Source organism: Nostoc sp., assembly GCF_054880495.1.
The window spans coordinates 1-20,603 of sequence record NZ_JBTYKD010000018.1 but is presented as its reverse complement, the minus strand read 5'-3'; the positions used below and the strand labels follow the sequence as shown (position 1 = coordinate 20,603).

Annotated in this window: 21 protein-coding genes and 1 other RNA gene; 14 read left to right on the top strand and 8 right to left on the bottom strand. The window is 41.6% G+C overall.

The genetic code is table 11. The annotated features are described in order from the left end of the window. Nucleotides 1-77: 77 nt before the first annotated feature. Nucleotides 78-359, bottom strand: a complete 282-nt coding sequence (locus ACYTXL_RS02355; RefSeq protein WP_461923327.1) for a hypothetical protein — start codon at nucleotides 357-359, stop codon at nucleotides 78-80. A gap of 186 nt (nucleotides 360-545) precedes the next feature. Then, nucleotides 546-1,628, bottom strand: coding sequence for an MraY family glycosyltransferase (locus ACYTXL_RS02350; protein ID WP_461923326.1), 1,083 nt, complete (start codon nucleotides 1,626-1,628; stop codon nucleotides 546-548). A gap of 157 nt (nucleotides 1,629-1,785) precedes the next feature. On the opposite strand from ACYTXL_RS02350, the gene groL reads away from it, so the two are divergent. The 4 genes from groL (at nucleotide 1,786) to rnpB (ending at nucleotide 6,569) form a co-directional block, all read left to right on the top strand. Next, on the top strand, nucleotides 1,786-3,453 hold the full coding sequence (gene groL / locus ACYTXL_RS02345; RefSeq protein ID WP_461923325.1) for a chaperonin GroEL: 1,668 nt from the start codon (nucleotides 1,786-1,788) through the stop codon (nucleotides 3,451-3,453). Between the two features lie 739 nt (nucleotides 3,454-4,192). Continuing rightward, complete coding sequence (corA, locus tag ACYTXL_RS02340) at nucleotides 4,193-5,335, top strand: magnesium/cobalt transporter CorA (RefSeq protein WP_461923324.1); 1,143 nt, start codon at nucleotides 4,193-4,195, stop codon at nucleotides 5,333-5,335. Nucleotides 5,336-5,399: 64 nt separating this feature from the next. Further along, nucleotides 5,400-6,095 (top strand): hypothetical protein, encoded by a 696-nt coding sequence (locus ACYTXL_RS02335; RefSeq protein WP_461923323.1) that lies wholly within the window; start codon nucleotides 5,400-5,402, stop codon nucleotides 6,093-6,095. Nucleotides 6,096-6,143: 48 nt separating this feature from the next. Next, nucleotides 6,144-6,569: RNase P RNA component class A (rnpB, locus tag ACYTXL_RS02330), an RNA gene on the top strand. Between the two features lie 426 nt (nucleotides 6,570-6,995). On the opposite strand, the gene ACYTXL_RS02325 is transcribed toward rnpB, so the two are convergent. Beyond that, complete coding sequence (locus ACYTXL_RS02325) at nucleotides 6,996-7,379, bottom strand: hypothetical protein (protein WP_461923322.1); 384 nt, start codon at nucleotides 7,377-7,379, stop codon at nucleotides 6,996-6,998. A 128-nt stretch (nucleotides 7,380-7,507) separates the two neighbouring features. Here ACYTXL_RS02325 and ACYTXL_RS02320 point away from each other — a divergent pair, with 128 nt between their 5' ends. From ACYTXL_RS02320 to ACYTXL_RS02310, 3 genes are all read left to right on the top strand, one after another. Then, entirely contained in the window at nucleotides 7,508-7,690 is a 183-nt protein-coding gene (locus ACYTXL_RS02320; protein ID WP_196515932.1) for a hypothetical protein, read from the top strand. An 89-nt stretch (nucleotides 7,691-7,779) separates the two neighbouring features. Then, nucleotides 7,780-8,499, top strand: coding sequence for a ribonuclease III (gene rnc / locus ACYTXL_RS02315; RefSeq protein ID WP_461923321.1), 720 nt, complete (start codon nucleotides 7,780-7,782; stop codon nucleotides 8,497-8,499). Between the two features lie 99 nt (nucleotides 8,500-8,598). After that, nucleotides 8,599-9,678: a Gfo/Idh/MocA family protein gene (locus ACYTXL_RS02310; RefSeq protein ID WP_461923320.1), complete on the top strand. Its 1,080-nt coding sequence runs from the start codon at nucleotides 8,599-8,601 to the stop codon at nucleotides 9,676-9,678. Nucleotides 9,679-9,727: 49 nt separating this feature from the next. Here the strand turns inward: ACYTXL_RS02310 and ACYTXL_RS02305 are convergent, their stop codons facing one another. Next, nucleotides 9,728-11,857 (bottom strand): ATP-binding protein, encoded by a 2,130-nt coding sequence (locus ACYTXL_RS02305; protein ID WP_461923319.1) that lies wholly within the window; start codon nucleotides 11,855-11,857, stop codon nucleotides 9,728-9,730. A 294-nt stretch (nucleotides 11,858-12,151) separates the two neighbouring features. On the opposite strand from ACYTXL_RS02305, the gene ACYTXL_RS02300 reads away from it, so the two are divergent. From ACYTXL_RS02300 to ACYTXL_RS02285, 4 genes are all read left to right on the top strand, one after another. Then, nucleotides 12,152-12,844 carry a RibD family protein gene (locus tag ACYTXL_RS02300; RefSeq protein ID WP_461923318.1) on the top strand — a complete coding sequence of 231 codons (693 nt, stop codon included), beginning with the start codon at nucleotides 12,152-12,154 and terminating at the stop codon, nucleotides 12,842-12,844. 127 nt (nucleotides 12,845-12,971) lie between these two features. After that, complete coding sequence (locus tag ACYTXL_RS02295) at nucleotides 12,972-14,150, top strand: GNAT family N-acetyltransferase (protein WP_461923317.1); 1,179 nt, start codon at nucleotides 12,972-12,974, stop codon at nucleotides 14,148-14,150. Between the two features lie 61 nt (nucleotides 14,151-14,211). Next, nucleotides 14,212-14,700 (top strand): pentapeptide repeat-containing protein, encoded by a 489-nt coding sequence (locus tag ACYTXL_RS02290; protein WP_461923316.1) that lies wholly within the window; start codon nucleotides 14,212-14,214, stop codon nucleotides 14,698-14,700. Nucleotides 14,701-14,839: 139 nt separating this feature from the next. Next, nucleotides 14,840-15,223 (top strand): DUF4346 domain-containing protein, encoded by a 384-nt coding sequence (locus ACYTXL_RS02285; RefSeq protein ID WP_461923315.1) that lies wholly within the window; start codon nucleotides 14,840-14,842, stop codon nucleotides 15,221-15,223. Between the two features lie 73 nt (nucleotides 15,224-15,296). Here the strand turns inward: ACYTXL_RS02285 and psb32 are convergent, their stop codons facing one another. Continuing rightward, entirely contained in the window at nucleotides 15,297-16,034 is a 738-nt protein-coding gene (gene psb32, locus ACYTXL_RS02280; protein WP_461923314.1) for a photosystem II repair protein Psb32, read from the bottom strand. 195 nt (nucleotides 16,035-16,229) lie between these two features. On the opposite strand from psb32, the gene surE reads away from it, so the two are divergent. Beyond that, the gene (gene surE / locus ACYTXL_RS02275) at nucleotides 16,230-16,910 is read left to right on the top strand and encodes a 5'/3'-nucleotidase SurE (protein ID WP_461923313.1); all 681 of its coding nucleotides are present in this window, start codon (nucleotides 16,230-16,232) and stop codon (nucleotides 16,908-16,910) included. A 102-nt stretch (nucleotides 16,911-17,012) separates the two neighbouring features. On the opposite strand, the gene ACYTXL_RS02270 is transcribed toward surE, so the two are convergent. Together ACYTXL_RS02270 and ACYTXL_RS02265 are read right to left on the bottom strand one after the other, a co-directional pair. Then, entirely contained in the window at nucleotides 17,013-17,312 is a 300-nt protein-coding gene (locus ACYTXL_RS02270) for a hypothetical protein (protein ID WP_461923312.1), read from the bottom strand. A 638-nt stretch (nucleotides 17,313-17,950) separates the two neighbouring features. Beyond that, the gene (locus tag ACYTXL_RS02265; protein WP_461923311.1) at nucleotides 17,951-18,076 is read right to left on the bottom strand and encodes a hypothetical protein; all 126 of its coding nucleotides are present in this window, start codon (nucleotides 18,074-18,076) and stop codon (nucleotides 17,951-17,953) included. 181 nt (nucleotides 18,077-18,257) lie between these two features. Between ACYTXL_RS02265 and ACYTXL_RS02260 the strand changes: the two genes are divergently transcribed. Further along, nucleotides 18,258-18,911, top strand: coding sequence for a PAP/fibrillin family protein (locus ACYTXL_RS02260; RefSeq protein ID WP_461923310.1), 654 nt, complete (start codon nucleotides 18,258-18,260; stop codon nucleotides 18,909-18,911). 18 nt (nucleotides 18,912-18,929) lie between these two features. Then, entirely contained in the window at nucleotides 18,930-19,712 is a 783-nt protein-coding gene (locus ACYTXL_RS02255) for an MGMT family protein (RefSeq protein WP_461923309.1), read from the top strand. Between the two features lie 85 nt (nucleotides 19,713-19,797). Here the strand turns inward: ACYTXL_RS02255 and ACYTXL_RS02250 are convergent. Further along, nucleotides 19,798-20,603 (bottom strand): hypothetical protein (locus ACYTXL_RS02250; RefSeq protein ID WP_461923308.1); only part of this gene is annotated, 806 nt, incomplete at its 5' end.

Below are 20,603 nucleotides of genomic sequence, written 5' to 3'. Positions count from 1 at the left end.
CTATTAAGTATTAGTCTTAATAATTACTTCAAGCCAATAACCTTTACCAACCATAGAATATAGTGCTAGTAGCTACTTCATACATAACTTCTTAAAAAATCTACATAATTAGGAACTTCCACAGAATAAAAAACTTCACCCACTGTTGGGATGGAGTTTTTGGGCATGGGGAATGGGGCAGTTGTACTGACTTGTACTGAGCGACGCGTTGCCCTGAGCTTTGCCGTTCGCGCAGCGTCTCGTAGAGAAGGTTCTCCTAGAGAAGGGTCGAAGTAGCGTTGTCGTTGGCGCAGCCTATCGTAGAGAAGTATAGGGTATGGGGAAGAAGTTACCTGTTTGGCCCATGCCCTATGCCTCAAGGGTTGGGGGGAGCAACCTTAACCACCCACTCAAGGGAATTGAGTTTCCCGCCGCTTTCAATAAAACAGGTAGATTTACTATGCTTTATAGTTTAATAAATGCTTTCCTTAAAATCAAATCACTATCTTTTGCCACAGTAGAGAATAAACGTAGGGCTAGCATTGCAATGCCTACCCTACAAGCAACTAAGGCTGCTGACGTATCCTTTGCCAGACAGTAAAGCCCAAAAGAATGATAATGCTACTAGCGGTAGCTGCCATCACAGCCAAACTCATACCTTGTATTCTCATCGCTAGCAAGTTGAAAACTAAGGTAATTGACCAAAGCGTAAACGCAGCATTGCGCTGGGAGAGTCCCCAAGCAAGTAAGCGGTGGTGCAGGTGGTCTTTGCCAGGAGTACTGAGAGGGTTATTTCCTGCTAGTAGCCGCCGCACAAATACTTGAGTGGTATCTAGCACTGGTAACAACAGAAATAAAACCGTAGGAATTAGCGCATAAACTGTGTTTTGTTGCAGTTTGCCTAAAATACTAGTTGCTGCCAGCACATAGCCGAAAAAGTATGCTCCGGCATCACCCATAATAATTCGTGACGGATGGAAGTTATGACGCAAAAAGCCCAGTGCAGCACCTGCCAAGGCTGCGAGTACCAAGATTGCTGCTGCACGATTGTTAAATTGGGCTGCAACGGCCAACAAACTCATGGCGGTAATAAAGCTGATTCCTCCTGCCAAGCCATCCATACCATCCATCAAGTTGATGGCGTTGGTAATCCCTACTACCCATAGTACTGTTAGCGACATGGACAAGAGCGAGTCGATGGGGGTGCCAAACATCACTTTGACGCTGATGCCATTAGCTACCAGCAACAGTGCGGTGACAATTTGCGTCCACAATCGAACAGAGGGCGGTAAGCCGAACTGATCATCAATAAAGCCTACAAGGACTAATATCGAACCCCCCAACAAAATAGTGAGAACCTGAGCCAAGACATTTTGGAGTTCGATCGGTCGCAAAAGGCTAGCTAATACCAACGCGGCAATCACACCCGCATAGATAGCCAGCCCCCCAGCATTGGGTAAAGGTTCTCGGTTGAGTCGCCGGGCGTTGGGTTGGTCAGCCCAACCTACCCGCAAGGCGAATTTCCGTACTGTCGGAATTAAACACCACGTTACAACCCAAGCCAAGAGGAACGTAAATACTACCGCCAACCAGCCAGTGCCGCGAGGGTCGGCAATACCGAGGGACTTAAGGGAGTTCTCTAGATTCATCTCCCAATTCAAGCATTACTGCCTGTATCTAATATGAGCATCACCTGTATATTAATCAATTTTTTTATTTCCATTTATAAATTGAGCGGCTGGGAAGATTAGCACTCTTGACGTGTGAGTGCTAAATTGTCTAATGAAAGCGCTGGAGAAATAAAACATGGCGAAAATTATTGCATTTAACGAGGAATCGCGGCGAGCTCTAGAAAGGGGTGTTAACGCCCTTGCCGATGCCGTAAAAATCACCTTGGGGCCTAAAGGTCGCAATGTCCTTTTAGAGAAAAAATTTGGCGCACCTCAAATTGTCAACGATGGTATCACTGTTGCCAAGGAAATTGAATTAGAAGATCCTCTGGAAAATACTGGTGCGAGACTCATCCAGGAAGTAGCTTCAAAAACTAAAGATGTCGCTGGGGATGGTACCACTACTGCCACAGTTTTAGCACAAGCCTTAATTCGGGAAGGTTTGAAGAACGTCGCGGCGGGTAGTAACCCAGTTAGCTTGAAGCGCGGGATCGACAAAACTATTGAGGCACTGGTAAAAGAAATTGCCAGGGTAGCCAAGCCAGTAGAAGGAAGTGCGATCGCTCAAGTTGCCACTGTCTCAGCTGGTAATGATGAAGAAGTTGGCCAAATGTTAGCCGAAGCAATGCAAAAAGTCACCAAAGATGGTGTAATTACCGTTGAAGAATCTAAATCCCTAACCACCGAACTAGAAGTAGTTGAGGGGATGCAGATTGACAGAGGCTATATTTCACCCTACTTTGTCACCAACAACGAGCGGCAAATAGTCGAATTTGAAAACGCCCGTATCCTGGTGACAGATAAAAAAATCAGCAGCATCCAAGATTTAGTACCGATTTTGGAAAAAGTCGCCCGTTCCGGTCAGCCCTTGCTAATTATCGCTGAAGATGTCGAAGGTGATGCTTTGGCAACTTTGGTAGTGAACAAAGCGCGGGGTGTATTGGCCGTGGCTGCAATCAAAGCGCCTGGGTTTGGCGATCGCCGCAAAGCTTTGTTAGAAGATATTGCGATTCTCACCGATGGACAGTTGATTTCTGAAGAAATTGGCTTAAGCTTGGATACTGCTGCTCTAGAAGCGCTGGGAACTGCCCGCAAAATCACCATTGACAAAGAAACCACGACAATTGTAGCTGGCAGTGTTACCAAGCCAGAGGTACAAAAACGGATTGCTCAAATTCGCAGACAGTTGGAAGAAACCGATTCTGACTACGATCAAGAAAAATTACAAGAACGCATCGCCAAGCTTGCTGGCGGTGTGGCAGTGATTAAAGTGGGTGCGGCAACCGAAACCGAACTCAAAGACCGCAAACTGCGGATTGAAGACGCGCTGAACGCTACTAAAGCCGCCGTAGAAGAAGGTATTGTTCCTGGTGGTGGCACAACCCTAATTCACTTAGCTAAGACGGTAGAAGCGATTAAAAACAGCCTACAAGATGAAGAGGAAAAGATTGGAGCTGATATTGTCGGACGAGCGCTAGAAGCTCCCCTGCGCCAAATAGCAGATAACGCCGGTGCTGAAGGTTCTGTGATCGTCTCTAAAGTCCGGGATAGCGACTTCAACATTGGCTACAACGCTGCTACCGGGGAATTTGAAGACTTGATCGCGGCTGGCATTATCGACCCTGCCAAAGTCGTGCGTTCAGCTTTGCAAAACGCCGGTTCCATTGCTGGTTTGGTCTTAACCACTGAAGCGATCGTTGTTGAAAAGCCGGAGAAGAGATCGGCTGCTCCTGCCCCTGATATGGGTGGCATGGGCGGCATGGGTGGCATGGGCGGCATGGGCGGCATGGGCGGCATGTTCTAACTTCTGCTTACCCAGATAAATATTTTTTAAGCAGTTTGTCTTGCTAAGGCAAACTGTTTTTTATACCATTGCCGATTCAGAGTCGATATAATAGAATCCCACATTTAGCATCCATCAAAAAATATTGCTCCAGGGTTGACGTTTCCGTGTTTCGTGCAGCCTGTAGCAACTTCCGCCTTCTCTGTAATAACTTCCGCCTTAAGGTTTCAGTGTTTCGCGCAGTCTGTAACAACTTCCGCCTTGTCTGTAATAACTTCTGCCTCAACGTTTCCGTGTTTCGCGCAGTCTGTAGCAACTTCCGCCTCGACGTTTCCGTGTTTCGCGCAGTCTGTAGCAACTTCCGCTTTCTCTGTAGAAACTTCCGCTTTCTCTGTAGCAACTTCTACTTTAACCTTACTAAGTCCTGAGTGAAAAAAGAAAGTAGGAACGGGTTCAATACTGCGTAGGTTTTGAATATTCGTAGGTTGGGTTGAGGCAATGCGTTACCTAAAAAACCCCGCAAAATGTTGGGTTCCCCTGCGGGAAGCAAGCTACGTTCCTCAACCCAACCTACTAAGTGAAAAAAGTGGGAGCGGGTTGACTCTAGAGATTTCTAACACATCCAAATTTTTTATAAACTAGAAATTACCGTCTTTGTATTAAATTTTGTAAAATTATGTGTAAATGGTTAGTTTTCGTTGGTCAATTATTTTTACCAATGACCAATGACCAATGACTAATAACTATTAGGTAATATTTAATGGCACGAAAACTGCGCCGCCTTCCCAAAATAGTAACTAGACCATATCAAGATGAGTTCTATCACCAACCAGGGACTATACCTGGAACCATTATTATTGATGCAGATGCTCCAGAACCGATAATTTTCTTGATTGACTATAACCAAACCAATTTTATCCGCGAAAAAATAGCAACCCCAGAGGAGTGTGTCCCATATCTGGAGATGGAATCTATTTCTTGGGTAGACGTACAAGGTCTAGGCAGTCAAGATATATTACAACGATTGGGTAACGTTTTTAAGTTACATCCTCTAGTTTTAGAAGATATAGTCAATGTACCGGAGCGTCCGAAAACAGAGGATTATGAAGACCAATTACTATTCATTAGCCGCATGGTAGTAGCAAAAGAAAGAACATGTGGTTTTTACAGCGAGCAAGTGAGTTTGATATTAGGGAAAAATTATTTACTGACAGTACAAGAAGAACCAGAGCATGATTGCTTTGAAGGGGTGCGATCGCGAATTGAAAAAAACAAAGGTACTATCCGTAAACAGGGAGCGGATTATTTAGCTTACGCTCTATTAGATGCGATTATTGATGGCTTTTTCCCTGTGCTGGAGCTTTATGGTGAGCGAATTGAAGAGTTAGAGGAAGAAGTAATAGTTAAACCTACTCCGCAAACACTACAAAATATTTATCAAATTAGGCGAGAATTACTGCAACTACGTCGTGCTATCTGGCCACAGCGAGATGCAATTAATGCCTTAATTCGAGATGGCAGTGATTTGATTAGTGAAGAAGTGCGAATCTACCTACGAGATTGTTATGACCATACGGTGCAAGTAATGGATATGGTGGAAACTTATCGAGAACTAGCATCTGGATTAATGGATGTGTACCTTTCGGCAGTGGGCAACAAAATGAATGAAATCATGAAAGTGCTAACGGTAGTTTCAACAATCTTTATTCCACTGACTTTTGTGGCAGGAATATATGGGATGAATTTCAATACTGAAAAATCGCCATATAATATGCCTGAATTGAATTGGTATTGGGGCTACCCAATGTGCTTGGCAGTAATGGCTGCGATCGCATTTGGTTTGCTATTCTTTTTTTGGCGGCGAGGCTGGCTGCAAAATTCTGTAACAATCAAACGCAATTAAAAATTGCCGATGAGCGATGAGTCGAATATACATTCATTAGCACTGGGAGTTGAGATTCTGAGTTATGAGGAGTAGCGATCAGAATTTAGTAGTTTTGACGATTTATATTATCGGTGTTTCCTATGTTTTTAACCGCATGGTTGAATCCATCGACGACCAAATTAAGTTTGAGTTTAAAAAAGGAATCGTTGACGAGCAACTCAAAGAACAAAATCTCGACGATAAAATTGGAATTTCCTTTAAACTCAAATCCTCATACCCAATTGACGATTTGAAAGATTTAGGAATTAGCATTGAAAATAAATCTGAAAATATTGCTGTATACGTTGATTGGGACAATAGCTCTTTAGTAGTTGAACATAGCAAGCAATCGCGCCGCGTGATTCGGAAATCACCAGATTTAACCCGCGACTTAGCAGTACCCCAAAGTCCTAGCCTGATTGCTCCCAAGAAAACACTTTCGGAAACGGTGACAGCAGAAGATGTTTTCGAGCGCGATCAAGTAGCTGGAACCTATTTAGCTAAAAAACCACTAATTGATATCAATGGGCTGCAAAAAGGGCAAAAAAATTTGTACAACGACTTTATTAACAGAAGAAAGGACTTAGACTTTTCGCTGCAACTGGTACTACGGATATCTGAGGTGCGTTTAGGTCTAGCCCCAGGTCGTGATTTTCCTGCCATTAGTATTATCAATTGTCCTTTCACAGTCAGGAAACTACCTTGGACTTACGCTCTACCTTGGAATAAAAAGAAGTAATACCATGTCAACATACTATGCCATCCAAGATTACACTGGATCTAAGGAGAGAGTAGGTGCAGGCAGTTGCAGATCAGTCATAGTCACTGGTTTGAGGAAAGTCCGGACTCCCGAAAGACCAAACTTGCTGGATAACGTCCAGTGCGAGCGATCGTGAGGATAGTGCCACAGAAAGATACCGCCAATTAGTCATTAGTCATTAGTCATTAGTCATTTGTAAAAAAACAAAGGATAAAGGACAAATGACAAAGGACAAATTTGGTAAGGGTGCAAAGGTGCGGTAAGAGCGCACCAGCAGTATCGAGAGGTGCTGGCTCGGTAAACCCCGGTTGGGAGCAAGGCGATAGGAACTATGGTTGGTCTTTTACCAGTTCCGCTCAACGAGAGCCGCTAGAGGCGTTTGGTAACAAGCGTCCCAGATAGATAACTGCCCTCGCAAGAGAACAGAACCCGGCTTACTACCTAGTCTTTCCCCTGTAATGGAGTATGAACCTTTCACGGTTTGTACTCTATTATTTTTGTAGGGATTTTGGACAATAAACCTAACGTGAGTTCGATGAACCTCTCCCTCCCAGCCTCCCTCTCCGAAACGGAAAGGGAGGAGCAACGAAAGAAAAATTAAGCTTTTTAGTCCCCTCTTTGCTTGCCTAACGGCAGGCTGACGCCAAGGTCGAGGGGCTGGGGGAGAGGTCAAACAAGATTTGTCGAACTCACGTTAAACCTATTGCGAAAATACTTGAACCGCCAGAGACTCAAGTCCCTGGCTAATAGCAAAAGTCCGTTGAACGGACTAAAACTACTGCCATTAGTCGGTTTAAACCGACTTGAGCTATTAGCCCGAAAATAAATTTTCGGGCGGGTTTTCGACTTTTGCTAGAGGTCTAATGGTTAATTGATAATTTAGAGCATTGCCAGTATCTCTAATGCTGTATCCAGATGCCATTTAACCCGATAGAGTCCAAACAGTTTCTCTTGACTATACCGTGCTGGATACTCTAGCTTCTTTCCCTCCATCGTCACTTTGAGCAATGCTGACTGCTCCGGTGTAGGAGTTCCCATAGCCTCTAGCGTTGCTTCTAGCGCTTGTACTTGAGAGAGCATAGGAGACTTCAATCCTTTATTCTCTAACACTTGTTTACAGGCTATAACAGGGAACGTCAGGAGTGCGTTAATGTAGGATGCCTTCTCAGCAGGGTTCCCTATTGCTTGAATGCCGTACTGTATCAGACATAAATCCCGTAATGCTCTCAAACTTTTAAGTTCTAATTCTGTGCGTGTAAACATAAAATAGAGTTACCTCTTATAAAAGTGGGAATCGGTGGTGAACTGTTTTCCAGACTGGTAACACCACCGATTTAAAAGTTTATCCTTTGATATATCAAAGGTTGAAGTGTTATTCGCATCTCTTAACAATGCCAAATCCTAAAGGGAACCCAGAAAATTTAAAACCAATTAAATCTGATAGAGAAGAACCATTAACCGAATATTTACATTTACGTGTCACCAAGGAAATGAAGGAAGAAGTGAAAGCTAAAGACGACCCTCCTGAGTTTTGCCGTCAAGCTATTCAAGAGAAGCTAGATAGAGACAAGTAGCGAAAAGTTGTTAAAGTAATAGTCCAAGAACTTTATATAAGAATAGATAGCTAGTTGTCTTCTCATACCCCCTTTCCCCTTATCATGCAATGCGCCTTGCTTATCCACGCCGTCAACGGCAACTCGAAAGTTTAGTCCAAAAATTAGGTTTGTCGCTAGAAGCACCTATAAAGTGGGAACTGCTGGATTTAGCGCTAACTCATCCCACTGTTTCTGAATCGGCAAATTATGAACAGCTGGAGTTTGTTGGCGATGCAGTGGTGCGGCTGGTGTCGGCTGTTGTGTTATGGGAAAATTATCCCGATTGTCCAGTAGGGGATTTTGCGGCAATTCGTTCGGTGTTGGTGAGCGATCGCATCCTCGCCCAATTAGCCAGAGTTTATGGTTTGGAGTTATACTTACTAGTCGCTGGTAGTGCAACTGCTGATAAAGTTGGTCTAGAGTCACGATTGGCAGATGCTTTTGAAGCAGTTCTAGGTGCGCTTTACTTAAGTACTCAAAATCTGGAACTGATCCGCTCTTGGCTAGATCCCCATTTCCAACAACTAACCACAGAAATTCGCCTCGATCCTGCCAGACTTAATTACAAAGCTGCTCTCCAAGAATGGACTCAGGCACAATTTAAAGTTTTACCAGAGTATCGGGTTGTGGAAATCACTCAACCGTACCGCAATCAAGAACGTTTCGTGGCTGAAGTATGGCTGCACGGAAACAAGCTCGGAGTTGGTAGGGGACGCTCGATCAAAACTGCTGAACAAGCCGCAGCTAAGGTAGCTTTTTTAGCAATTCCTAATCCGCAAAAACCCTGAACTCAAAAGATTACAAATAAACTGATAATTAGTTGGTTGTCATTAGTCATTTTTTATTTGACAAATGACAAATGACTAATGACTAATCATAAATAATTAATGACAAACCAAATTAAAATTGCTGTCATCGGAGTTGGGCGTTGGGGAGTGCATTTGCTGCGGAATTTCTTAGCACATCCCCAAGTAAATGTAGTTGCTGTAGTAGACCCCCATCCAGAACGATTAGCGGTGGTAAGACAGCAGTTTAACTTAGATGAAAATGTAGTATTAACAACCCAATGGCAGGATTTAAAGAAAGTGCCAGGGTTAATAGGGGTGGCGATCGCAACTCCGGCCACTACCCACTATGTTTTAATTAAAGACGCTCTCCAAAAGGGATACCATGTTTTGGCAGAAAAACCCCTAACTCTCAACCCAGTGGAATGTCGGGAACTTTGCCAGTTAGCAGAGCAGCATCATTTAATACTCATGGTTGACCAGACTTATTTATTTCACCCAGCAGTTGAGGCAGGAAAAACTGTAGTACAAGCGGGTAAATTAGGTGATTTGCGCTATGGTTACGCCACCCGTACCCATTTAGGGCCTGTCCGGCAAGATGTTGATGCACTGTGGGACTTAGCTATTCACGATATTGCGATCTTTAACGCTTGGCTAGGTCAAATTCCTGTGAAAGTACAAGCAACGGGTACGGTGTGGCTACAGGAGGATGGGAGTAGGGAGTGGGGAGTAGGGAGTAGGAAACTGACCCGCTCTCCATCTCTAACCCAAGGATTAGCTGACCTAGTATGGCTGACACTGACATATCCAGATGGCTTTCAAGCTTATATTCACCTGTGCTGGCTGAATCCTGATAAACAGCGACGGCTGGGGATTGTGGGCAGTCTTGGCAGCTTGATTTTTGATGAAATGTCACTATCATCACCTCTAACCCTAATGAGTGGGGAGTTTCAACAGGAGGGCAATCAATTTATTCCTGTCAATCAAAGGCAGATAGTGCTGGAATTAGAAACAGGCGAACCATTGCAACGGGTTTGCTCGTCGTTTGTTGTCTCTATTCTCAAAAATACTCCCTCGGAGGTTTCATCTGGCTGGGTAGGCACTGAGTTAGTAGAAATTCTTGCTGCTCTAACAGTATCTCTTGAGCAAGGCGGCAAACCTGTTTTTTTGAATGCTCGTTAAGAATCAAAAATAATAACTAATGACTCTTGAATATGGACTTTTGAGTGAACTAACTCTTCAAAGTCGCATTTGCACAAACTCCCCCTTTTGGAAGACTTACCAAGATAGTTTGCAATGGTGAAAGACGAATCTCGCAAGTCTCCTTACCAAGTACCAGCAAAGACTTGGGAAACTTATCGTTGTCTATCCCTGCTTTGACAGATTTGTTAATTCCTAAAGATGAACTTCCCCCAGACTCTTGTAGGCTAGGGTAGCGGCTTGCTTTTGCCGCCTCATTCTCAGAGGAAAATCCCAAATCCCTTACATTTTCTTCTTTCTTGGCAACAGGTAACAGGGAGATATCAATCAAAGGTATGGTAATCTTCAGTGTCGTACCTTGATGGAGTCCCGCACTCTCAAGAGTAATGCTGCCTCCCATGAGTTCGATTAAGTTTCGTGAAATTGCTAATCCCAGCCCGGTACCTTCAAACTGGCGCGTGGTTGTGCCATTCACCATCACAAAGGGGCGAAATAGTTTGTGCTGTTGAGTTGGATCAATGCCTATACCTGTATCTTTGACAGCGACTACCACCTGAGATTTACTATTACTATATTGAAGTTCTGTACTAATGGTGATGCTTCCTATATCCGTGAACTTAGTGGCATTGCCGATAACATTAATTAGTACCTGCTTCAGTTTTCCCGCGTCTGCCTTAATTGGTATCACTTGGGGATCTAACTCACACTTCAACTGCAAGCCCTTTTGTTGAACATTAACTGATTGTAAATTAATCACCTCTAACAATATTTGTCGGAGGTCAATAGGTGTGCTGACGACTGAAAGCTTACCTGCTTCGATTTTAGAAATGTCGAGTAAATCATTAATAATACCTAGCAAGTGAATCGTTGTTTCATCCGCACGTTTAAGAAACTCCATTTCTTCTTCCCGGTCATCACATAAGCCATCTTCAACCAGGCGAATACAGTTAATAATAATATTTAATGGGTTTCTCAATTCATGGGAAGTCGTAGCCAAAAACTGGCTTTTAATCTGGTTAGCAGTTTTTGCTTCTTTCCAAGCTATTTCCAGTTCTTCTGCTCCAACTTTGAGCCGTTCTACCATTTGGTCTAATGCTTGGGCTAGTTGATTGAATTCCCGGATTTGAAAATTGTGCGGAACTGGTTGTGCAGCGTGGTGAGAGTGAATATTGAGAGCGTAGTCTCGCAATTCTTCTACAGGACGTGCTAAGTAAGGAGCGAGATATAGGGATGCTAACAAACTTGCACCAATCAAACCAACTGTCAAAACGATCAGAATTAGTTTGATTTCTTGTAAACCAAAAAGCGCATTCTCGACACTAGTAACAGCTAAGACTATCCATTTTTCCTGCTGCTGTTGGCTGACTGGATTTGCAATAGCTGTATAGCCAGCTACTAATTCTTTCCCATCTGTAAAAGACAAATTTATCGAATCGTTTTGTCCCGCAATGGCATTTTTAATTATGCTCTGGAGTTGGGAAGCATTTGGATGCTGATTGATATTAGTTCCCACCCAGTCTGTGAATGGATGCGCCAAAATTGTGCCATCTTCAGCAATCACTACCATAGCCCCTGTGAGCGATCCCGGCGGATTTCTGGTTTGTTGGTACAATGCAGACTGAATACTTAAGCTGTAAACTAAATTTCTTCGGCTATTGGAGACTGGTGCAGATAAGACTAATCGCAGTTGATTTTCGGTGTTTCTTTTTCCAGTTATTCCTGCCTTTGGCGGAAAGATTGCTTTGACATCAATTCCGTCACTAGGCAAAGGTAATCTCAATTCTCCAATTGCTTGATCCCCACAACTACTGGCAATTATCTTCTGGTTGAGCAGATTCATTAATTGGACACACTCAATAGTGGCTGGAAGTTGTTGCTTTAACTGTGTGAGAATTTCTTGCTCTTGTATAGGCGAACCCGACGGAATCACCGTTGTTTTACTAACACTCAGCAAATTAGCTTTTAAGATACCGATCGCATCGACAATTCTCTCCCCTTTACTGATGGCGCTTTCGGTTAAATTTTGACGTGCAGTTACCAATATGCTAGAACGTGCCTTATTCAAGGCAACAATTTCGCCTACAAGTAAAACTGGAACGAACAGCAGCAATATTCTCGTTACTAAAATTCGACGAAAGGATGATTGACGGGAATTAGTCATCAAGTGTCTCACTTTGCATCTGCAAACTACAACAGCAAAGATATGCAATTAGACCAGCTAGATGAGACATTTTATTAAAATATCACAACTTTATTTTCAATGTTTCAAAATAACAAATTGCTATAATTCAAAAAGAAACATGGTATACCAAAAGTCATATATGCTAGATGGAAAAGCGATTTGTGTTGCATACGAATACAGGGGTGAAATTTGGAAAGATTAGCTTGCAGGCATCGATTTTTTTAATAATCTACACACTAGCAAATAAAATAATAAAACTATCAAACCAATTTAATGTTCCCACATCGTCCTCATACTACAGTTGTTTTAGCAATGAGTGTAGATGGCAAGATAGCAGATTTTAGGCGATCGCCTGCTCGGTTTGGCTCAAGGGTTGATAAAGCACACTTAGAAAAACAAATCGCTGCTGCTGATGCCGTTTTATTCGGTGCTCGTACTCTGGCCGCTTACGGAACAACACTTACCGTAACAGATCCAACTCTCGTGCGACATCGGGCGGAAGGAGGGAAGTCTCTGCAACCAGTTCATATAGTGACTACACACTCTGCAAACCTCAATCCGGAAATTAAGTTTTTTAAGCAACCAGTTAGACGCTGGTTACTCACGACAACACAAGGAGCATTTTCCTGGAAAGGACGCTCAGAATTTCAGCAAATTCTGGTTTTTGAAACACCAAGGCGAGAAATTGACATTCCCGCAGCTTTGAAACATCTAGCCACTCTACATATAACACGCTTGGTAGTCTTGGGTGGAGGTGAATTAGTCGCTTCCTTGCTGGGATTAGATTTAATCGATGAATTATGGCTGACTGTCTGTCCGCTGATTTTAGGTGGTAATACCGCACCCACACCCGTAGAAGGGAAAGGATTTTTATCAGATTTAGCCCCCAAGTTGCAACTTTTAGAAGTTCATACAGTTGAGCAAGAAGTGTTTTTGCACTATCGACTGCAACGACCAGCAGATTAGATTACGCTAAGTTAAGTTATGGGGCATTGGTCATGGTTATTTTCCTTGTCCTGTTATCCCCTTATCTCCCTCAGTCTTTTTCTTCAATTTTGAATTTTGAATTGATTTCTCCCTACTCTCCTAAAAAGTGGAACAACTTAAGCCTCGCTATTCTGTCCTTTGGACGAACAAAATCGCTGAAGTACCCCAAAATGCCTGGAATGCTTTGGCAATGCCACTCAAAACACCGTTTTTAGAATGGGAGTGGCTGAACAATCTCGAAACCTCCCAGAGTGTTACGGCTAAAACTGGTTGGTTGCCAAATCACTTGACATTGTGGCGAGATCGAACGCTGGTTGCTGCTGCGCCACTTTATCTCAAAGGACATAGTTCTGGTGAATTTGTTTTTGATCACCAATGGGCAGAGTTAGCCGATCGCATCGGAGTTCAATATTACCCAAAATTGCTGGGAATGACACCATTTACTCCTGCTGAAGGCTATCGGTTTTTAATCGCCCCAGGAGAAGATGAAGATGAAATCACAGCCATGATGCTGCATGAAATTGACACTTTTTGCTCCAAAAATCGGATTTCTGGGTGTCATTTTCTCTACGTCGATCCCCAATGGCGTCCGATGCTGGAACGGCATGGCTTTACAACTTGGCTGCACCACAGCTATATCTGGGAAAATGCTGGCTTTAAAACTTTTGATGATTACTTGAAAGTGTTTAACGCCAATCAGCGCCGCAATATCAAGCGGGAACGCAAAGCTGTGGAGAAAGCAGGTTTACGATTGCAACCGCTAAGTGGTGATCAAATTCCTCAGTCTTTGTTTCCTTTGATGCACCAGTTCTATGCAGACACCTGTGATAAGTTTGGCTGGTGGGGTAGCAAGTATCTTACACGGCGGTTTTTTGAGCAGCTACACACCGATTATCGCCATCGAGTCTTGTTTGTTGCTGCATATAGCGAGGAAGATAACTCTCATCCTTTAGGAATGTCCTTTTGTTTGTTTAAAGATGACAAACTCTATGGACGCTATTGGGGGAGTTTTCAAGAAATAGATTGCTTACATTTTGATGCTTGCTATTATGCGCCAATTGAGTGGGCGATCGCTAACGGCATCCAAATTTTTGACCCTGGCGCAGGCGGGCGTCACAAAAAACGCCGTGGTTTCCCCGCGATGCCCAATCACAGTTTGCACCGATTTTACAATAATCGTTTAGGACAAATTTTACGCCCCTATATTAAGGAAGTGAATCAACTCGAACAGCAGGAGATTGAGGCAATTAATGCAGAGTTGCCATTTAGTGAGAAAAATGATTGAGGAAAAGGAACTACTTTCGTAACATCACTGCGTAAGTCCTAATAAGTTCAGGAAAATATTTATGGATCGTGTGAATCGTGATGAATTGATTAGAAGATATGCTGCTGGGGAAAGAAACTTTTCTGGAGTCAAATTGGACGGGGATTTGTCGGGGATTGACCTGAGTGGTGCTGACTTTACTGGGAATAAGATGGACGAGTTCTATTTTGAGCGTGCCATCTTGAAGCGTGCCAGTTTCGTCAATACCCAATTGGCTCAATCCTGTTTGGATGGTGCCGATTTGACCGAAGCCGATCTCAGAGGTGCTAGATTGTCTTACGCGAACCTCAGAGTTACTAACTTGACCAACGCTGACCTTAGAGGTGCGAGATTTTCCAACACTAGGTTCGATAGAGCTAATCTTACCAGGGCTAATTTGAGTGGAACTGATTTGGGGGGATGTATTCTATGCGAAGCTAATTTGACTGGAGCCAATTTGGGAGGATCTAGTCTGCATCGCATTACTTTTCGTAACACCATCATGCCAGATGGCACTATTCAGAATAGTTGAGTCTAATTCTCTGATTTGCTTTTAAGTAAAAGGAATCAAAAATATCTGAAAGATATCAATAAGAGTAAGGAACATAGGAATTACACTTGATGTAGAGTGTAAAAATCCTCAAGAAAGAAAATTTCTTTTTATAATGCTTATGGATTTAATAGTTGAAGATTTAGCCGCAATTGATGATAAACTTTCCCAGCGTCATATTGACCTTGATCCCGGTGGATATTTCATTATTTACTTAGATCGAGACGCAAGGTTAATTTATGCCAAGCATTTTACAAATGTGATTGACGATCGCGGTTTAGCTATCGATCCAGAAACCGGAAAGGTAATTCCGGCGCGAAAAAAGGTAGAACGAACTCACACAACAGTTTTTAGCGCGAGGACGGCGAAAGAACTTTGCGTGAAGATTTTTGAAGAAACTCAGCCTCCTCCAATAACTCTATTAGATCATGCAGCTTATTTGGGTCGAGAATTTGTCCGGGCTGAGGTGGCTTTACTCACGGGGGAAGAGTATGTTCAAGATTAAAGTTAAAAATGAGGAGTTAGAAGCTAAGAGTTAGAAATTCATAACTCCTAACTCCTAACTCCTAACTATGACATTACCCATTAGATGATGGCTGATTTATCTGATAGATATAGTAAGTCGCCATTGGGATAACGGTGGCGGCAATTAACAATCCTACTACCCAAGCCGTGGCGTTACCTTGGTTAGTTTCTTCTGCTTTCTTGAAAGTGCCTCCTACCTGTACATTGTCAATTATTTTGGGTGGTCCTGGATCGGCTTTGCCAGAGAGGACGGCGACAAAGCGATCGCTTGCATCTAAAAATGCCTGATTGTATTTGTTACCATTGCGTAACGGTACACTGACTGTTTCAGTAGCTACACTCTCGGCAATAGCGTCAGTGAGTAAAGGCTTGACTTGCTCCCCAGTAATAATCGCAGTACCATTGGTAACTGTATCAATAACTAATAAGGTTTGATTAGCTTGGGCTGCTTTTGTGGGAAACCATTTTTTAAACAGTTCTTTGGTGAAGCTTTGCGGTGTTTCCCCGTAGTCGAGGCGGCGAACAGTCACAATTCTGACTTCCTTATCTGTTTGCTTTGCCAAATCCTCGAAAGCGCTGCTAATCTTACCTTCATTCAGACGGCTGATGACTTCAGCTTGATCTAAAACCCAGGTGTCATTGCCTGCTTTGAGGTTGGGCATTTGATACACACCTGTAGCTAAAGCGGGTGCGGCAAACAGCGAAGCTGCTAAAATAACCGTCACCAAAGGTAAAATTAGCCGAATGAGGTGTTTTTGACTGCTAAATACTTGTTTGAGGAGCTGTTTCATCGTATAAACCCTAAGACAGACTTGCACCAAAAATACTACAGAACTACTGTAAAAATCACCTCGTTCTCGGTTTTCTCCACTATGAAGTTTCTGCTACTGCCAATCTGCAAGTAGCTTTTCCTGCTGTACCCATTGATGCGTGATATCTGCATTTTTATGATATTTTAGCTAAATCTATATCAATATAATATATAGATGACCATAATTTTAACTAACGACGACGGCATTGATGCTCCCGGTATCCGAGCGCTGCTCAAAGCTGTAAACGGGAAAAATGCTATTATTACTGCTCCTGTCAATCCTCACTCTGGCTGTGGACATCAAGTTACTACCACTCGTGCGATCAATCTCCAGCGACGTTCTCAGACTGAGTATGCGATCGCAGGTACTCCCGCCGATTGCGTGAGAATTGCAATAACACAAATCAGCGCAGATGTCAAATTTGTACTTTCAGGTATCAACGCTGGAGGCAACTTGGGAGTCGATGTCTATATTTCTGGCACAGTGGCTGCCGTGCGGGAAGCTGCAATGCACGGTATTCCTGGAGTTGCCATTTCCCACTATCGCAAAGCCAAGCAGAATTTTGACTGGGATTTGGCCGCCAAATTCACAGCTGAAGTTTTAGCAGACTTACTCAAGCGTCCCCTAGAACCGGGAAGCTTCTGGAATGTGAATCTGCCGCATTTGCAACCAGGAGAATCACATCCTGAAATGGTGTTTTGCCAACCCTGTACTAAACCTTTGCCCGTGAACTATCGAATTGAAGGCGATAATTTCTATTATGTAGGGGAATATGGCAAACGCGATCGCACTCCTGGTAGCGATGTGGATGCATGTTTTTCCGGCAATATCGCGGTAACTCAGTTAAAGGTTTAACCGAGTAATTAGTAATTCATAATTAAAGAATGGGTACGTAATTATGAATTATTTTGATATTCAGTTAACAATGATAATTGAATCCAAAATCTAAAATTGCTACTAGTCATCTAATGCTTGAATTACAGACATAAACCGATCTAAAGTTTGTGTCAGTTGGTTGAGTTTTTGCAGTGAATCATGCTGAGATTCAGCAATAGTTTGTACCGTATCACACAACGCAACAATTTGATAGGCTTGCTGTTGCACCTGCTGTCCCTGTGCTTCGACTTGGATGCTGAGAGTGTCCAATCTTTCTGCAAGACGTTCAATTGTCTCAGTTGTAGAGAGTACTGCTTCCCCAATTTGTTCAACAATAGATTCTAAGCGATTTATTTTTACTTCGACTCCTGCTGAAATCATTTCTTTACATCCTAATTTTGAGAGAGCATCTTAGTAAAATTCCTAACACCAATTGAAATAATTAATCTCAGTAAAAACATTAGATAACACTGTCATTATAATAATATGTGTGATTTTGTTATTTGATGCTTCTACTTAATGTTGTGTTGAGCTACTTATATAGCAGTCTATGGATGCAACAGATGGTAGGGGCAATCTATGAATTGCCCCTACGAGTGGTACGCAAGTTCGCCCAAGTCGGGAGACTCGCCCACGCGACTGGCTCCTGTATCCCATACAATTGGGAACCGCTATAGGTAATTAATTGATTGCAATTTTTAATCAAGATTATTCACCAGATATTACATATCTAAAACGATTCGTCACCCCTCCTAAGATATAGTTAAGGAAAATTAGGTTCAATTTATCCAAAGTTGTATTTCCTAAAAACTTAACCAAAATTAAGTAAATGTATAGTTAAAATTGATACTTTTAATTAAGCTAAGTTTCTAGTCTAATTAAGTCCCAGTAATTATATCCTTGTTGCTTAACATTTGGCTCGACAACTCACTAAACACCACCAATAAACATTTCCCTAAGTGTGATTTGTCCTAACTAGGAATTGCAATTTACCTCTTACACTTCAGTACAGCCTAAATTTAAGCGTTACTTGAACATTCGGGAGAACTTGCAGCACTATTTATCTTATGGCTATTGTTTGCGGCGATCGCGATCGCAATTTTTAAGGTTTTCAAATCTGGTAAAATTTCAGTAGAGCTGAACACTAATTTTCAAAAAAGCAGAAAAGTATGCGGTTTGTCAAAATTGTTCCAAGCAGATATCGATGTGCAAATTTCCATCCCACAACTCATTGACTAATATCATCTAGATAATTCAACTTTTGTAAACTTTCAGCATAAAAGTTTAACTAAAGCAATAGGATATGTAAAGGAAAAATTTCAACCATTGAACAATCAAATTTTAATTAAGGAAAAATTACAAGCCAAGCTTGAGAAGATTCAAACCAAGAGCGATGGCTCTCCCGTTATTGATTTGCAGTTAGACAAAACCTTAGCCGAAGAAATTGAACAATTGACGACTGAACTGGAGAGTGTCAATCCTAATCTCTATCCTCTTCTTTACGCTACTTCTTTGCTGGAGGGGGCTTGGCAACTGCAATATTCCACTGCCAGAGAAATCCGTTCTTTAGTTTCTCTCCCATTGGGATTAAAGCTAGGTAAAGTTTATCAAGTGATTAATGTTGCAAATAAATTGTTTTTTAATCTAGCTAAAGTTAAACATTCTTTGGGGTTAGTATCGGGATATGTGAAAGTGACAGCTAGCTTTGAGCCAGCCAAAGAAGATTTAGAGCCTCTACTGCACAAACGCATCAACGTTTATTTTGACAAACGCTACCTATCAATTGAGAAGATTTTTGGCATTAATACTCCCCAACTCAACCCATTTAAGATTGTACCAGCGAATAATCCTACTAGCCGAACTGCCACACTAGACATTACTTACTTAGATGAAACCTTAAGAATTGGACGTGGAGGAGATGGAAGTTTATTTATTCTTAGTAAATCCAATGATTTACCTGACTTTACCTCCTCAATTTGAAATTTAACGCGCCACGGAATGAATATGGCTCTCTCAATAATGCATCTTTTTACCAAGGTAAAACCAGGTTCTATGATGGTAGAGCTTAAAACATTAAATTTAAAGGTAGGTTATGGTATAGAAGGAGATATTAATGCCGATTCTATAAGTCCAAGGCAAGTTTTAATTGTTAGGCATGAAGATATTTTAAACTTATCAATTAAACCAGGAGAATTGCGAGAAAATATTGTGGTAACAGGTATAGAATTTGATAATTTTATCCCTGGCTCTCTGATAACCTTTGAAAGTGGTGCCGAAATTCGTCTAACTTTCCACTGCGAACCGTGTAAGCGAATAGCCCACTTGGTAAAATCATTAAAGAGCATCCAAGGTAAAAGAGGAATTTTAGGCGTAGTTATTAAATCAGGTAAAATCCAGGTTGGTAGTAATTTTCAGGTTCAAGCTCATAAATTTTCAGTATTATCTGAAAATCCATATCAACGATTCCTAAATTTTATGAGTAAAATCCCAAGTGGGAAAGTAGTTACATATAAACAGATAATCAAAGGCATGGGAGTAGATAATAGCTATCTAAGAGCTATTCCTACATACCTGAAAAAAACCTCGGCTGCTGATTATCCGCTACATAGAATATTAGACTCTAAAGGTTATTTGATAACTTATGTGAACCAACAAAAAGATAAGTTGGAAGTTGAAGGAGTTAAAGTTTTATCTGAAACAAATTTAGTGAGCAACTTAAACAAAAATTTTGTAGATATTAAAGATTATTTATGGGAAGATAACACTATATATTTAAAATAGATATTAATCATGTAATTTTCATAGATATTTGCAATATTATCTTGTATTTTAGAAGGAAAAATACTTCGTATGATCAAGATAATCACTAACTTTTTATTTGTTTAGATGTAGCTTCCATAAAGTCGATAAAAACTTTTATGAGCTTATGGATTCCCTCACTACCTCCGGCAATTAAACCTCCTGTCAGGAATGCATCTAAACAACGGAAAATAACTACTTGTATGGGATTATCTAAATCAATAACTAGAAGTGGCTCGATTGAGCGAATGCCTATTGCGCTAATTAAAAGACCAAATAAAAGGGATGTCCATAGAGCAATTGTTCGTGTATCAGATTTATAGGCTGTTCTTTGGCGCTCTTTTTCATTTATATTATCAGTTTGTGGCTTGAAGAGTTTTAATGAGTCTTGTTGATTTTGTGCAAAATTTTGGATAATTTGCTGTTCTAAACTCATTCCTTCAGGCGGGAGTCCACTGACTTGATTTGATTCCAAAGAAGCAAACTGTTTATTTTGGGTTTCCATAAGTTTTATCTGATCAGATATGAGAGCCTTTTCTTGCTGAATACTAATATCTAATTGCTCGATAAATGGACCTCGCCAAGTAGTTATAAAAACTTCTAAAGAACGCTCTAACAACAAAGATATAAATAAAAGTAATGTGAGTAGCTGGATAATATCATTAACCCCAAATGGTTTTAAAACGAATGGTTTAGATGATAACCAAGTTGACAAAGTTACTACTAGAAAACTAATAATGATTAACAGAATAAATAGAGGGGATTCTGGAGAAAGCTTTCGCAACGTATCTATACTCCTGTTTTGCGTCACAATATCTAACACAGCCTGAAGGTGAAAACTACACCTGCTGAGTAACTTAACAACGTTAATTT

Coding starts and splice junctions, on each gene's coding strand:
- ACYTXL_RS02350 (WP_461923326.1), bottom strand. CDS start 1,628: ATGAATCTAGAGAACTCCCTTAAGTCCCTCGGTATTGCCGACCCTCGC.
- ACYTXL_RS02325 (WP_461923322.1), bottom strand. CDS start 7,379: ATGTTTACACGCACAGAATTAGAACTTAAAAGTTTGAGAGCATTACGG.
- surE (WP_461923313.1), top strand. CDS start 16,230: ATGACCATAATTTTAACTAACGACGACGGCATTGATGCTCCCGGTATC.
- ACYTXL_RS02300 (WP_461923318.1), top strand. CDS start 12,152: ATGTTCCCACATCGTCCTCATACTACAGTTGTTTTAGCAATGAGTGTA.
- ACYTXL_RS02320 (WP_196515932.1), top strand. CDS start 7,508: ATGCCAAATCCTAAAGGGAACCCAGAAAATTTAAAACCAATTAAATCT.
- ACYTXL_RS02285 (WP_461923315.1), top strand. CDS start 14,840: ATGGATTTAATAGTTGAAGATTTAGCCGCAATTGATGATAAACTTTCC.
- ACYTXL_RS02270 (WP_461923312.1), bottom strand. CDS start 17,312: ATGATTTCAGCAGGAGTCGAAGTAAAAATAAATCGCTTAGAATCTATT.
- psb32 (WP_461923314.1), bottom strand. CDS start 16,034: ATGAAACAGCTCCTCAAACAAGTATTTAGCAGTCAAAAACACCTCATT.
- corA (WP_461923324.1), top strand. CDS start 4,193: ATGGCACGAAAACTGCGCCGCCTTCCCAAAATAGTAACTAGACCATAT.
- ACYTXL_RS02305 (WP_461923319.1), bottom strand. CDS start 11,857: ATGACTAATTCCCGTCAATCATCCTTTCGTCGAATTTTAGTAACGAGA.
- ACYTXL_RS02255 (WP_461923309.1), top strand. CDS start 18,930: ATGAATATGGCTCTCTCAATAATGCATCTTTTTACCAAGGTAAAACCA.
- ACYTXL_RS02335 (WP_461923323.1), top strand. CDS start 5,400: ATGAGGAGTAGCGATCAGAATTTAGTAGTTTTGACGATTTATATTATC.
- ACYTXL_RS02310 (WP_461923320.1), top strand. CDS start 8,599: ATGACAAACCAAATTAAAATTGCTGTCATCGGAGTTGGGCGTTGGGGA.
- rnc (WP_461923321.1), top strand. CDS start 7,780: ATGCGCCTTGCTTATCCACGCCGTCAACGGCAACTCGAAAGTTTAGTC.
- ACYTXL_RS02290 (WP_461923316.1), top strand. CDS start 14,212: ATGGATCGTGTGAATCGTGATGAATTGATTAGAAGATATGCTGCTGGG.
- groL (WP_461923325.1), top strand. CDS start 1,786: ATGGCGAAAATTATTGCATTTAACGAGGAATCGCGGCGAGCTCTAGAA.